Raw genomic sequence first — 13,308 nt, forward strand, 5'->3', positions numbered from 1 at the left:
CAGGGCTTACATAATGATTAGAAGATACAGATCGAGAGCAAAAACCAGTTCAGTTGCTGAACCGCCCCACCGAGGGATCGATGGGATGTCTCATTTTGGAGGTTTTGACAGCGGAAAAGTCCGCGCCTGCACGGACCTTTCCAGAGGGGTTTATACAAGGGGGCTCGTACGAAGAGCTCAGGTAGGTTCGACCTCAAGGGCGACCCGTTCGCGGCATGGGCATTCGTCCATGTAGCGGTGTGCTTCGACAAACTGGGAAAACGGGAATACCCGAGTCTTGAGTGGCAGCAGCACATGGTCTGCGGTCAACTGGTTGATGTCGCGCAGGGCACGTTGCAGTGCGGCCTGATCCTGGAGGATGCCCAGCTCCGGCTTGCCGGTGAAGTTGCCGATGCAGTGCACGAAGAACTGAATGTTCTTCTGGAACGCCGCACAGGCCGGAAATGGCGTCTGGTTACCACCTTGCAGGCCATAGAGCACCAGGCTGCCGCGAGGCGCGAGCACATCGCCGAGCAGCGACATCTGCGGGCCGCCCAGGCCATCGAACACCACATCGACGCCACGGTTGTCGGTAATTTTGTTGATCCGCATCAGCAGATCTTCTTCTTCGGTGACGATGACTTTTTCGGCACCCAGCGACAGCAGGTATTCACGCTCGTCCGCGGTTTTGGTCGCAGCGATTACTCGCACACCAAGGGCTTTGCCCAGCTGTACGAACGACGGCCCGGCGCAGTGACTGGCGTCGGTCACCAGAGCGAATTGCCCGGGCTTGACGCGCGCCAGATCGGTGTAGCCAAAATAGGCGACCAATAGCGGCGTGTAATGCACGCTGGCTTCGACCGGACTGAGCACGTCCGGGTAGCGGGTCAGCGCCGTGCGCGGCAGAACGATCTGTTCGCCGTAGACCGGATAATCGTTGGGGCTTTCGGCCGGGAAGCTGGCGACCTTGTCACCGATAGCGAGGTCATCGACCCCCTCGCCGAGCGCCGTGACCACGCCGGCCATTTCATGACCCAGGCCTGAAGGCAGGCGAGCATGGGACGAGGCCAGGTTCTGGCGCCAGAGAATGTCGTACCAGCTGATGCCTATCGCCTCGACACGCACCTGCACTTCGCCCGGCGCAGGCAGAGCGGCCGCATGCTCTTCGCATTTGAGCACCTCGGCTGGACCAAACTTGTGAAAACGGATCGTGCGGGACATCGCAAACCTCGTCAAAGTAACCTCTAATGCCCTGAACTCTATCTGGGCTTTCTACCCAAGACCATCAGTGGCTATTAATAGTCGACATGCCTGTCATTGATTCCGCAGCGACGGCGACATCATCCAATGCCGTAAAAACCGAAGCAGCCTTTCAGGGAAAACTGAATTACCCTGTGCAGAGTACCAGCCTTTCCCCGTAAGATTCACGCCGGCCATTGTTCTCATATGGTCGCTCACGTCAAGTTTGCTGAATCTGCCAGGACCCCAGATGAATCGTAATGACCTGCGTCGTGTCGACCTGAACCTGTTGATCGTTTTCGAAACACTGATGCACGAGCGCAGTGTGACCCGCGCTGCGGAGAAATTGTTCCTCGGCCAGCCGGCCATCAGTGCGGCGCTCTCGCGCCTGCGCGGGCTGTTCGATGACCCGTTGTTCGTGCGCACCGGCCGCAGCATGGAACCTTCCGCCCGAGCGGTGGAAATCTTCGCCCTGCTCTCGCCGGCCCTGGATTCGATTTCCACCGCGGTCAGTCGCGCGGCGGAATTCGATCCGGCCACCAGCACCGCGGTGTTCCGCATCGGCCTGTCGGACGATGTCGAGTTCGCGTTGCTGCCGATGCTGCTCAAGCGGTTGCGCGCCGAGGCACCGGGCATCGTGCTGGTGGTGCGTCGGGCCAACTACATCCTGATGCCGAACCTGTTGGCCTCGGGTGAAATTTCCATTGGCGTCAGCTACACCGCCGACCTGCCGGCCAACGCCAAGCGCAAAGTACTGCGCCGCAGCATGCCGAAACTGTTGCGAGCCGACTCCGTGCCGGGGCCGTTGAGCCTGGATGACTTCTGCGCCCGCCCCCACGCGCTGGTGTCGTTCGCGGGCGACCTGAGCGGCTTTATAGATGAAGAGCTGGAGAAGCTGGGGCGCAAACGGCACGTGGTGCTGGCGGTGCCGCAGTTCAATGGGCTGAGCACACTGATCAGCGGCACCGACATCGTGGCCACCGTCCCGGACTACACCGCCGAAGCGTTGACCGCCGCCGGTGGTGTTCGGGCGGAAGATCCACCGTTGCCGGTGCGCAGCTTTGAATTGCACATGGCCTGGCGCGGGTCGCAGGATAATGATCCGGGTGAGCGGTGGTTGAGGTCGCGGATTCAGATGTTTTTCGGCGACCCTGAGAGTCTTTGAATCAAACCGGCGTAGCGCCTGATTACTAGCAACCGGTTGTTCACAACGGCCCACAAAAGAGGCGCAGGCACTGCTGCTGAGCCAAATGGGTGGCGACCAGCAGGGTCCGCCAGCCCTCAAGGTCGTATGACAGCGCCTGCCACACCAACCACAGCCACAGGTAGCTGTGGTGGAACACCACCCAAGTCAATCGGGGCTATCCACAGTGGTCAAGCATGGCGATTGTCCGTACCGTCCATGGTGCGACGGGCTGTAGCGACCACGTCTGCGGCAAGGCGTCCTTGCTCCACCAGTGCCTGCAGGGCCATCAGGCAGATCGCCTGGCTGTCTACCTCGAAATAACGCCGCAGGGCGCGCCGGGTGTCTGAACAGCCGAAGCCGTCCGTGCCCAGCACCTTGAACGGCGCACTGACATAGGGGGCGATAAGTTGCGCATAGGCCCTGACATAGTCCGTCGCCGCCACGACCGGCGCGGCCCCACCCAAGCATCGTTCAACATGTCCCAGCGTCGTCTGCGCACCGGCAAGGCGCGCGTGCTGGGCATGCCTGGCATCGCGTTCAAGTTCGCTGAAACTGGTGACACTCCAGACCTGCACCGTTACTCCCCATTGCTCGCGCAGCCGGTTCGCCGCCGTCAGCACTTCATTGAGGATCGCGCCGCTGCCAAGCAGGCGCACCAACAGCGCGTCCGGCCCGGCGTCCAGCGTGTCTAGCAGGTACATGCCCTTGATCACATCCGCCTCGACACCTTCCGGCAGTTGCCGTTGCAGGTAGTTTTCATTGGTCACGGTGAGGTAGTAAAAGATGTCCTCCTGGGCGGTCAGCATGCGCTTGAGCCCGTCGTCGACAATCACCGCCAATTCACCGGCAAACGCCGGGTCGTAGGCCCGGCAATTGGGCACCGTAGCCGCGACTACGTGGCTGGAACCGTCTTGGTGCTGCAACCCCTCCCCGGCCAGGGTTGTGCGACCTGACGTCGCCCCGATCAGAAAACCGCGGGTGCGCTGGTCGGCCGCGGCCCAGATCAAATCGGCGACACGCTGGAAGCCGAACATGGAATAGAAGATGTACACCGGCAGCATCGCCATCCCGTGGGTGCTGTAGGCGGTACCTGCAGCAATCCATGAAGACATCGCCCCGGCCTCGGTGATGCCTTCCTCTAGGATCTGACCATCGCGAGCCTCACGGTACGACACGATAGAATCCTTGTCCTCGGGCGCATAAAGCTGGCCCTGGGGCGAATAGATACCGTATTTGTGGAAGAGATTGGCCATACCGAACGTGCGCGCCTCGTCGGCCACGATCGGCACAATACGCTCGCCCAACACTGGGGCCTTGAGCAATGTGCCCAGCATGCGCACGAACGCCAGGGTGGTGGACATCGGTTTGTTTTCCCCCGCCGATGCAAACCCGGCGAATGCACTGGCCGCCGGCGTTTCCAGCGGCGCTGCAACGCGATTGCGGGTGGGCAGATAACCGTGGAGGGCCTGACGACGGCTGTGCAGGTAGCGCATCACCGGGCTGTCGGCTTCAGGCTTGAATAGACGAGCCGCGCGAACATCATCGTCGCTCAGGGGTAGCGCGAAGCGGTCGCGAAACGCCAGCAGCGCCTCATCGTCGAGCTGTTTCTGCTGGTGCGCGATCATCTTGCCCTGCCCCCAGCGCCCCATGCCATGGCCCTTCTCGGTCTTGGCCAGGATCACCGTCGGGCGCCCCTTGCAGGCCAGCGCAGCCGTGTAGGCGGCGTGAATCTTCAACGGGTCGTGGCCGCCACGGCGCATTTGCTCGAGCTGGCTGTCCTCCAGGTGCGCGACCTTCTCCAGCAAACGTGGGTGTCGGGCGAAAAAGCGTTGACGCCTGGCCGCACCGTCCAGCGTCGAGAGCGACTGATATTCACCATCGACGGTGATGTCCAGGTAATGCTGGAGTACGCCATCGTGGTCCTGGTCGAGCAGTGCATCCCACTCGCTGCCCCACAGCACTTTGACCACGTTCCAGCCGGCCCCGAGAAACTGCGCCTCGAGTTCTTCAATCACTTTGCCGTTGCCACGCACCGGGCCGTCGAGGCGCTGCAGGTTGCAGTTGATCACGAAGGTCAGATTGTCGAGCCCTTCACGTGCCGCCAGGCCTAGCGCCGCGAGCGATTCGGGCTCGTCCATCTCACCGTCGCCGAAAAAGCCCCAGACGTGACGTGCCGACAATGGGCTCAGGTCACGATGCTGCAGGTAGCGCATAAAACGGGCCTGGTAGATGGCACTGATCGGTCCCAGCCCCATGGAACCGGTTGGGAATTGCCAGAAATCAGGCATTGACCATGGGTGGGGGTAGGAACACAGGCCCTCACCGCCGACTTCGCGCCGGTAGTTGGCCAGTTGGCGCTCGCTCAAGCGGCCTTCGAGGAACGCGCGCGCATAAATGCCCGGCGCCGAATGCGCCTGGAAGAACACCAGGTCATTGGTTTCGCCGCTGGGCCCGGCGCTGAAGAAGTGATTGAAGCCCACCTCGAACAGGTCGGCCGCCGACGCGTAGCTGGCAATGTGACCACCCAACTCGCCCTGACGGCGGTTGGCCTGGACGACCATAGCCATGGCGTTCCAGCGGCCCCATGCCGCCAACTGGCGCTCCAGTTCCAGGTCACCGCTAAAGTGCCCCTGCTCACTGTGATGAAGCGTATTGCAGTAAGCCGTGCGCAATGTGGTAGACGCTGCAATGCCACAACGCCCGGCCTGCCTGATCAGGCGCTGTAACAAGTAGCGTCCGCGCTCCACTCCCACGTGGTGCACGACGCCATCAAAGGCGTCCAGCCATTCCTTGGTTTCCTCGGGGTCGACGTCAACGGGAAGCTGCAGCGCAGCACCCAGCTGCACGCCCCCAAGTCTGGCATCCATTGTCATGTTGATAGGCTCCGAAAAATTAAAGTAGCGCGTCGGCACCCGAGTCCGGCGAGTGCTCACCCGACAGCTCAGGTCACCAGGCCGCCATCCACCACCATCACCTGGCCGGTCATGTAGGCCGCATCCTGCGACAACAGGAAGGCCACCACCTTGGCCACCTCTTGCGGGGTGCCGAAGCGACGCATGGGGATGAGGTTTTCCATTTCTGCTACCCGTCGCTCGTTAAGCTTGCGGGTCATATCGGTGTCGATGAACCCTGGCGCGACGACATTGAGACGCACGCCACGAGCGGCGAATTCGACTGCCATTGAGCGCGTCATACCGATCAAACCCGCCTTGCTCGCGCAATAGTTGACCTGCCCAGGGACGCCGATCAGCCCGGAAATCGAGGCCATGTTCACCACCGCACCAAAGCCCTGTTCGACGAACAGCGGCAATACCGCCTTGCAGGCATGAAATGCGCTGTCGAGGTTGCTGCCGATCACGCTGTGCCACTGTTCGGCGCTCATGGCCAACGCACTGCGGTCCTGGGTGATACCGGCGTTATTGACCAAACCCTCGAGGGCGCCAAAGTGCGCCACGCAACGCTTGACCGCCTGCTCGATGGCATTGGCATCACGCCCGTCGGCGCGCACCGGCAGCACCCGGTCGGTGCCTAGGGACGCCGCCAATTGTTCGGCCTGATCCGCATTATTGAGGTAGGTGAAACACACGTTCAGGCCCCGTGCCACGAGGTCTTCGACTACCGCGGCGCCCAGCCCGCGTGAACCGCCGGTTACCAGAACCGTACGCATTGGGCTACCGGCCTCGTTGGATTTATCGGTCATGGACGCGCCTCCCTGGCAGGTGTTTCGAAGGAAAAAATCTTTCCGGGGTTGAGAATGTTGTCCGGGTCCAGCGTGCGCTTGATCGCGCGCATCATCTCGACGGCGCCTGCGCCTGCCTGGTCGACCAGGTAGCCCTGCTAGTGCAGCCCGATACCATGTTCGCCGGTGCAGGTGCCCGAGAGCCGAATGGCCCGTGCCACCAGCCGATCGTTCAGAGACTCGGCCAATGCCCTTTGCTGAGGGTCGTCAGGATCAATCAAGTAGCCGAAGTGGAAATTCCCGTCCCCCACATGCCCCACCAGGAAATACGGCAGGCCCGTCGCGTCGACTTCGGTGATGGACTCAAGCAGGCATTCGGCGAGGCGGCTAATTGGCACGCAAGTGTCGGTGCTGATTGCTCGGCAGCCGGGCTGCGATTGAATCGCGGCAAAATAGGCATGGTGCCGGGCCGTCCATAGCCGCCGACGCGCCTCGACGCTGGTCGCCCACTCAAACGCCTGGCCGCCCCACTCGCCGGCAATCGCTTCCACGGACTGCGCTTGCTCACGCACACCCAGTTCGCTGCCATGGAACTCCATCAACAGCATCGGTGCCTGCGGCAGTTCCAGTTTGCTGTGCACATTGACCATGCGCACGGTGTTGGCGTCGATCAGCTCGATTCGCGCCACGGCGATACCGGATTGGATGACCTGGATCGCCACGTTCACCGCCTGGTCGATGCTGTCGAACGAACACACCGCAGCGCAGATCGACTCCGGCACCGGGTGCAGACGCAACGTGATTTCACTGATGACGCCCAGGGTACCTTCGCTGCCAACCATCAAATGGGTAAGGTCATACCCGGCACTGCTTTTTTTCGCGCGGGTACCGGTACGGATGACATCGCCGCCAGCGGTGACCACTTGCAGGGCCAGCACATTCTCTTTCATCGTGCCGTAGCGCACGGCATTGGTCCCGCTGGCACTCGTGGCGCACATGCCACCGATGGACGCATCGGCACCCGGGTCGATGGGAAAGAACAGACCGGTACTTTTCAAGGCTTCTTCAAGCTGGCGGCGGGTCACGCCCGGCTGCACGGTGATGCTCATGTCTTCGGCATGGATCGCCAGGATCTGGTTCATCTGGCTCAGGTCAAGGCTGATGCCGCCCTGCACCGCCAGCAGATGGCCTTCGACCGACGATCCGGCACCGTAAGCGATCAGCGGCACGCGGTGAGCGGCCACCAGGCGCACGGTGTCAACAATGTCCTCTGTGCTGCGGGCAAACACCACGGCCTGGGGTAACGGCGCATCGACATACGCCGACTCGTCACGGCCATGCTGCTCGCGTATGGCCGTAGCGGTCGAACAGCGCTCATCGAAACGTGCCGCGAGCGCCTCGATCAGCTCGGCCGGCGCTTCACGCAGTACCGTGCGGGTAAAGGTCTGAGCGAGTTGGGTCATATCACTTCCTTATAGAATGCGCGGCATACTTGACGCTGCGCGCCCAGGCCGACCACCTCGGCCTCGACCACATCGCCGTCGCGCAGAAACGGCTGGTCTGGTCGCCCCAACGCCATGCCGCCCGGGCTTCCGGTGAGGATCACGTCGCCAGGGTGCAGGGTCATGAAGCGGCTGAGGTAATGAATCAGGTGATGCGCGTCGAAGATCATGTCCTCGCTGCTGTCGCGCTGCATGACCTCACCATTGACCCGGCAGATCAGTTCCAGCGCCTGGGGCGACGGCACCTCATCGGCAGTCACCAGATACGGTCCCAGCGGCGCAAACCCATCGAATGACTTGCCCTTGATCCATTGCCCGCCCCGCTCCAGTAACCAACTGCGTTCGGACAAATCATTGGCGGTGCAGTAACCCAGGATGCAGGCTGCAGCGTCGCCGGGCGTGGCCAGGTACTGGACCCGACGCCCGATGACCACACCCAACTCCACTTCCCAGTCGGTCTTGTCGCCGTCGAGCGGCAGCACCAGGTCATCGAACGGGCCTCCCAACGCATGCACCGATTTGCTCGACACAATCGGCTCTTCCGGCACCGCCATCCCGGCCTCCCGGGCATGCCGGTGGTAGTTCAGGCCGATCGACAGGATCTGCCCCGGTCGCAATGCCGGGCCGATGCGTTCGTGCTCGACATGAACCTGCGGCAGTTGCGCCCATTCCAGCGTGAAGCGCCGCGACAGCGCCTCCATTGCCACCACGGCCAGCGCTGCCCCGGTCCAGTCATCGACCCACCTACTGAGGTCCCGAACCGAGCCATCGACGCCGACTGCGCAGGGGCGCTCGCGCCCCGGTGCACCGACCCTCAGCAGACGCATGACAGCGCCTTGTGTGGGTTGAGGAAGCGTTCGAAAAACGCCGTTTCCTCATCGCTCATGGTGCGCGGGTAGCGCCCTTCGTAGTTGAATGGCGCCATGGTGGTCGCTGCCAGGGCGCACAACGTGTCGCCGTCGCGCACTTCATACTCGATCGTTACGGCGGCGGCACGAACTTCTGAGACCCACATATGGATGGCCACGGGTTCGTGACGGTGGACCAGCGGGCGCTTGTACTCGATCGCATGCCTGACCACCACCGAGCCGCCGCTGAAGAAGGCATCGCCCTGCTCCGCGCCCAGGCGCCAGATGAAGTCCACCCGCGCTTCCTCCAGCAAGCGCAGGAACGAAACATTGTTGACCACCCCATACACGTCCATGTCGGACCAACGGACGGGGCATTGATAAATGTGTACGGACATGGAGGTCTCCGCAGTGGCCGAAGGGGCAACGCGTGCGCTGGCGGTATCAGTCGACATTGGCGTGCACCTGCTTGCAGAACGCCTGGATGTAGTCGTCCTGGGCGATGGGCGCGCGCAGCAGCTCAGGCGACAGGGCAAAGCCGTCGATCACGGTCGAAACGTGCGGGCGCAGGGCTGCGCACTGCTGGTCGATCCGACCTGGCAGCGACAGGGCCTGGCCGGCGTCGATAAGCTCATGTGCCAGAAACCACGCTGCGTCACGCTGCAGCAGGTTCAGGCCATAAAGCGATGCCAGGCCATTGAGCGCCGCCTTGGCCTCGTCCTGCTGCGCATGCAGCGAGGCACTCCAGAGTTGCTCCAGGGCCACACGTTCACCACGCAAACGCGCAAGCTCCAGGCCGGGATTCATGGCGTCGTTCCACACCTCGAAATAGCCGCGCTCGTCAGCGTTCATCTCTTCGCGAACCGTCAGCCACAGCTGGTACTCGCGAAAGGCGATAGCCGCGATCAACCACTCCGGCTCGGCCAGACGCCGCGCGCGTGCTGGGCGCAGCGGCAACGGACCTTGCCAGGCCTGGGCGAGCAGTTGGCCGGCTACGGTGGCGAGCAGCACCAGGTTGTCACCTTCGGCCGTTACCAAACCTTGCAGCAGGGAACCGTAATCGGCGATGCGGTTAACGCTGAAAATACCTTGTGCGCCACAGCGCTCGCGGCACTCGGCGATAACGGCGGTGGCATCCCAGAGGTAGCCAGTGCCTTGGTGATATTGATCAGGCTGACGACATCGGCAGCCGGCTCAGCTGTATTGGCCAGGAAACGTGCCTTGGCTTCGTTGAGCAGCAGCGTCATCGCATAGGTGCTGGCCAGTGCCGAGAACATCGCACGCTGATAGCTGCGGTATTCGATGACCGGCATGTCGTTGGTCCCGGGGGCGTTGGTCAGCCGCTGCTGACCATAGCGCAACGCGATGTACAGGCTCGCGCGACTTGCGCCCTGGGCGGCACTGGCCACGCACAAACGGCCTGGCACGATCCGCGACATGGCGCGCAGGAAGCGTGACCGGGCATTGCCCGCGCCGAGTACAAAGCTGCCGTCTTCAGCGAAGTGGCCCAGATCGCCGTGCAGCAAGCTGCTACGCGATACGCGCACGTTGTCGAACCAGGTCAAGCCGTTGTCCAACCCTTGCACCGGTTTTTCCGGGCACAAGGCCGCGCGGATACCGGGGCACAAGCCTGCCTCAGTGGAAAGCCTGATCAGGAACGGAAATACGCCGTGATCCTTGCCTTCGACTTTCAAGCGCGCCATCACGGTCGCGACTTTGGGGATATCGCCGAACCCGCTATAGGACATGTACTTTTGCGCGCTGGCACTCGGCGTATTGAGCGTAAAGGTCTGGCTATGGCGGTCATACACCGCCTCAGTCTGCAATGCCGCGACGTTATTCCCAAAACCCAGTTCGGTCGCCATGTAGGGGCCGAACGAGGTCAGTTCGTCCAGCGCCTCGGTGAGCCCGGCGATGTCGGGACGGCCCTGGGCATGATCGAATACCGTGCCCAGGCACAGGTTGTAGTGGACCATCAGCAGCGAGAAGCTGGCGACGTCCAGCAGACTTGGCCATTCCGCCAGGGCAAACAGCCGACGCGGGTTGGCCAGAATCTGCAGCGGGCGTTCGAGCGCCGCGTGCACATGACGGCTGCGAGCATAGGCCAACCGTCCGGCCTGCTCCATGTTCAGGCCCGGCTGCGGGTCGAAGATCGGGTCGAGCAGCACGTCGCGAATGCTCTGGTGATGGCTCTCGAACGTGCCGGCGAATAGCAGGTCGCGCAGTTCGTCGCGCGCCAAGGGGGCGACAGTTCCCGGGATGCTTGGATAAGTCATGACATGTCCTGTGCAGTGAGCTGCGAGGTCTCAGGCGGCGAACACCAGTGAGACATTCTGGCCGCCAAATCCGAACGAATTGGAGATAGCCACCTTGATTGGCTGCGCGCGCGCCTGGCCCTGGACCAGGTCAACCGCTATCTGCGGGTCGGGGTTGCGCAAGTTGGCCGTCGGCGGTACCAGCCCGTGTTCAAGCGCGAGCAAGGTGTAGGCCGCCTCGATGGCACCGGCGGCGCCCAGCAGATGCCCGGTAACACCTTTGGTCGAACTGACCAGCATGCGAGCACCGAACAACTCGGCGATGGCGCGCGACTCGATCACATCGTTACCCGGCGTCGACGTGCCATGGGCATTGACGTAATCCACGGCGCTGGCCTCGATACCGGCGTCGCGCAGTGCTGCCTGCATCGCCAAACGGGCACCGAGCCCTTGGGGATGAGGCGTGGTGACGTGGTGAGCATCTGCCGATGCGCCATAACCGAGCAGACGCCCGCGGTTGCGCGCACCTCGGGCCCGGGCATGCGCCTCGGACTCAAGCACGAACATCCCGGCGCCTTCACCGATGACGAAGCCGTCACGCGCGGCATCGAACGGGCGCGATGCGCCGCCGGCATCGGTGTTGCGCGACAACGCGCGCATCTTGGCAAACGCGGAGACATACAGCGGTGTGATCGGTGCTTCCGCACCGCCGGCCACCACGATGTCGCATACCCCGCGGTTGATCAGGTCCTTGGCCATGCCCAGCGCCGAAGCCCCTGACGCACACGCCGAACACGGGGCCAGGCACGGGCCGCGTGCGCCCAGTTCAATGGCAACCTGCCCGGCGGCCATGTTCAGCAGGCCCATGGGCAGGGTCAGCGAGGACACATCGTCAGGCCCTTCGGCGAGCAACACGGCATGCTGCTGCTCCAGGGTGGCGGTGCCCCCTGCCCCAGAACCGATGATCACCGCCACACGGCTCTCATCTTTCCAGCTGCCGGCCTCGAGACCGGCATCCGCAAGGGCCTGGCGCGCCGCCAGCAAGGCGAACTGCGCATAACGGTCCCATTGCCAGGGGTTCTTGACGCCCAGCAAGGCGCTGTCAAAACTCGGCACACGGCACGAAATCCCCACCGGCATCGCTTCGAGGATCTTGTCCGGCGCGGCCGTGGCTTCACCCGCCACCACCCGCTGCCAGTTCGCCTCGATGCCGATGCCAGCGGGTGTGACCAGGCCGATACCGGTCACAACCACCGCTTCGGCGGCCATCACGCCTTACCGTTGGCCAGCGCCAGAACGTCACCGACAGTGGCGACCTCCGACAGCTGTGCATCGCTGATCTGCACACCGAGTTTCTTTCTCAGCAACTGGGCCAGGTCGACCTGCGACAGCGAGTCGAAACCCAGGTCCTCAAGGGAGGCATCAGGAACGATACGGCTTTCTTCGATGTTGAAACGCGCGGCAATGGCTTGGGCGATAGCTTCGTTACTTACGGTCATCACATGACTCCTGTTGTGTGGAACTGTAGGTTGGGAAAAGTCTGAATCAGTCCTGCCACTCGCTGTTGCGGGTAGTCAGTTGCGGCCAGCGCAGTACGGTCGAGCCCCACGAGAGGCCCGCGCCGAATGCACTCACCAACACACGTTGGCCGGCCTTGAGGTCGCCGCGCAGGGCCAGGTCGTTGAGCAGCAGCGGGATGGAGGCCGTCAGGGTGTTGCCCAGCCGCTGGATATTCACCGCCACCTTCTCTGCGGGCAGGCCCAGCTCGAACGCCACGGATTGCAAGATGCGCACATTGGCTTGGTGACCGACGAACCAGTCGACCTGGCCCATCGACCAGTGCGAGCGGTCCAGCACGCTCTGGGCCGACGTGGACATGCGTGCAACGGCCTGCTCATAGACCGCGCGACCGTCCATGTGCAGATAGAACTCACCCGGCGCTACCGCGTCATGGCCCAGCCCCGCGCTGGCCGAACGTTGTCGCGAGCCGCCGGCGGGAATGGCCAGTAAGTCCGAACGGGCACCGTCGCTGCCGAGGTCGAAGCAACCGAGCGCGCCGGCCTCGTCCGCCTCGTCCGCCTCGCCACGGCGCAGGACCACGGCACCGGCACCGTCACCGAAGATCGGCCGGGTGGCGCGGTCTTGCGGGTTGACGAAGGTGGTAAAGGCTTCCGCGCCGATCAGCAGGACACTGTCGGCGATGCCCGCGGCAATCAGTCCGGAAGCAGTGGCTAGCCCATACACGAAGCCGCTGCAGGCAGAGGTGATGTCATAGGCGGCGATGTCGCCCAGGCCCAGTACCGACGCCACTTCCGGTGCCACCGCCGGGCAGATGCGCTCCGGCGAGGTGGTCGCGACCACCACCGCCTGCACCGCCCGCCCCTCTGCCGAGGCGAGCGCACGGGCGCCGGCCTTGATTGCCAGGTCGAGCATGCTCAACCCATCACTGACCATTCGACGCTCACGAATGCCCGTGCGCGATTCTATCCATTCGGGCGTGGTATCCAGCCCGCTGGAAATTTGCTGATTGTCAATTATCTGAGGCGGAAGGCAGCCTCCCAGGCCACACAAGATCACAGTCACGATCAACTCCCTTGATTTAACGATGGTTCAGATGGCG

At 63.0% G+C, this 13,308-nt stretch carries 12 protein-coding genes and 1 pseudogene; 1 reads left to right on the forward strand and 12 read right to left on the reverse strand.

The genetic code is table 11. The features are described 5' to 3' along the window. Positions 1-177: 177 nt before the first annotated feature. Positions 178-1,200, reverse strand: coding sequence for a zinc-dependent alcohol dehydrogenase family protein (locus AC07V0_RS17905; RefSeq protein WP_495019780.1), 1,023 nt, complete (start codon positions 1,198-1,200; stop codon positions 178-180). 268 nt (positions 1,201-1,468) lie between these two features. Between AC07V0_RS17905 and AC07V0_RS17910 the strand changes: the two genes are divergently transcribed. After that, a complete protein-coding gene (locus tag AC07V0_RS17910) occupies positions 1,469-2,383 on the forward strand; it encodes a LysR family transcriptional regulator (protein ID WP_086944243.1) in 915 nt (304 codons plus the stop codon). A gap of 40 nt (positions 2,384-2,423) precedes the next feature. Here the strand turns inward: AC07V0_RS17910 and AC07V0_RS17915 are convergent, their stop codons facing one another. The 11 genes and pseudogenes from AC07V0_RS17915 to AC07V0_RS17965 all read right to left on the reverse strand — a co-directional run bounded on the left by AC07V0_RS17915 (position 2,424) and on the right by AC07V0_RS17965 (position 13,271). Beyond that, a complete protein-coding gene (locus AC07V0_RS17915; protein ID WP_495019781.1) occupies positions 2,424-2,573 on the reverse strand; it encodes a hypothetical protein in 150 nt (49 codons plus the stop codon). A gap of 19 nt (positions 2,574-2,592) precedes the next feature. Beyond that, positions 2,593-5,271, reverse strand: a complete 2,679-nt coding sequence (aceE, locus tag AC07V0_RS17920; RefSeq protein WP_495019802.1) for a pyruvate dehydrogenase (acetyl-transferring), homodimeric type — start codon at positions 5,269-5,271, stop codon at positions 2,593-2,595. A gap of 74 nt (positions 5,272-5,345) precedes the next feature. Continuing rightward, entirely contained in the window at positions 5,346-6,104 is a 759-nt protein-coding gene (gene fabG / locus AC07V0_RS17925) for a 3-oxoacyl-ACP reductase FabG (protein WP_495019782.1), read from the reverse strand. Then, a pseudogene (locus tag AC07V0_RS17930) lies at positions 6,101-7,546 on the reverse strand (FAD-binding oxidoreductase). The gene fabG and the pseudogene AC07V0_RS17930 overlap by 4 nt, the downstream one beginning before the upstream one ends. Then, the gene (locus tag AC07V0_RS17935) at positions 7,543-8,412 is read right to left on the reverse strand and encodes a fumarylacetoacetate hydrolase family protein (protein ID WP_495019783.1); all 870 of its coding nucleotides are present in this window, start codon (positions 8,410-8,412) and stop codon (positions 7,543-7,545) included. Before AC07V0_RS17935 ends, AC07V0_RS17930 begins: the two are co-directional and overlap by 4 nt. After that, positions 8,400-8,831 (reverse strand): acyl-CoA thioesterase, encoded by a 432-nt coding sequence (locus tag AC07V0_RS17940; protein ID WP_495019784.1) that lies wholly within the window; start codon positions 8,829-8,831, stop codon positions 8,400-8,402. Before AC07V0_RS17940 ends, AC07V0_RS17935 begins: the two co-directional genes overlap by 13 nt. Positions 8,832-8,877: 46 nt before the next feature. Then, positions 8,878-9,555, reverse strand: coding sequence for an acyl-CoA dehydrogenase (locus AC07V0_RS17945; protein WP_495019803.1), 678 nt, complete (start codon positions 9,553-9,555; stop codon positions 8,878-8,880). After that, positions 9,465-10,709 (reverse strand): acyl-CoA dehydrogenase family protein, encoded by a 1,245-nt coding sequence (locus AC07V0_RS17950; protein WP_495019785.1) that lies wholly within the window; start codon positions 10,707-10,709, stop codon positions 9,465-9,467. Before AC07V0_RS17950 ends, AC07V0_RS17945 begins: the two co-directional genes overlap by 91 nt. A 30-nt stretch (positions 10,710-10,739) precedes the next feature. Then, a complete protein-coding gene (locus AC07V0_RS17955; RefSeq protein ID WP_495019786.1) occupies positions 10,740-11,957 on the reverse strand; it encodes a beta-ketoacyl-[acyl-carrier-protein] synthase family protein in 1,218 nt (405 codons plus the stop codon). Beyond that, positions 11,957-12,187 (reverse strand): acyl carrier protein, encoded by a 231-nt coding sequence (locus tag AC07V0_RS17960; protein ID WP_007936684.1) that lies wholly within the window; start codon positions 12,185-12,187, stop codon positions 11,957-11,959. Before AC07V0_RS17960 ends, AC07V0_RS17955 begins: the two co-directional genes overlap by 1 nt. Positions 12,188-12,233: 46 nt before the next feature. Beyond that, entirely contained in the window at positions 12,234-13,271 is a 1,038-nt protein-coding gene (locus AC07V0_RS17965; protein WP_495019787.1) for a beta-ketoacyl-ACP synthase III, read from the reverse strand. Positions 13,272-13,308: the final 37 nt, after the last annotated feature.

It is taken from the genome of Pseudomonas sp. GW821-FHT01E10 (assembly GCF_059422365.1).

What these genes read in the sequence shown, in the direction of transcription:
- AC07V0_RS17905 (WP_495019780.1), bottom strand. Translation starts at nt 1,200, where the DNA reads ATGTCCCGCACGATCCGTTTTCACAAGTTTGGTCCAGCCGAGGTGCTC.
- AC07V0_RS17935 (WP_495019783.1), bottom strand. Translation starts at nt 8,412, where the DNA reads ATGCGTCTGCTGAGGGTCGGTGCACCGGGGCGCGAGCGCCCCTGCGCA.
- fabG (WP_495019782.1), bottom strand. Translation starts at nt 6,104, where the DNA reads ATGACCGATAAATCCAACGAGGCCGGTAGCCCAATGCGTACGGTTCTG.
- AC07V0_RS17960 (WP_007936684.1), bottom strand. Translation starts at nt 12,187, where the DNA reads ATGACCGTAAGTAACGAAGCTATCGCCCAAGCCATTGCCGCGCGTTTC.
- AC07V0_RS17955 (WP_495019786.1), bottom strand. Translation starts at nt 11,957, where the DNA reads ATGGCCGCCGAAGCGGTGGTTGTGACCGGTATCGGCCTGGTCACACCC.
- AC07V0_RS17910 (WP_086944243.1), top strand. Translation starts at nt 1,469, where the DNA reads ATGAATCGTAATGACCTGCGTCGTGTCGACCTGAACCTGTTGATCGTT.
- AC07V0_RS17940 (WP_495019784.1), bottom strand. Translation starts at nt 8,831, where the DNA reads ATGTCCGTACACATTTATCAATGCCCCGTCCGTTGGTCCGACATGGAC.
- aceE (WP_495019802.1), bottom strand. Translation starts at nt 5,271, where the DNA reads ATGGATGCCAGACTTGGGGGCGTGCAGCTGGGTGCTGCGCTGCAGCTT.
- AC07V0_RS17950 (WP_495019785.1), bottom strand. Translation starts at nt 10,709, where the DNA reads ATGACTTATCCAAGCATCCCGGGAACTGTCGCCCCCTTGGCGCGCGAC.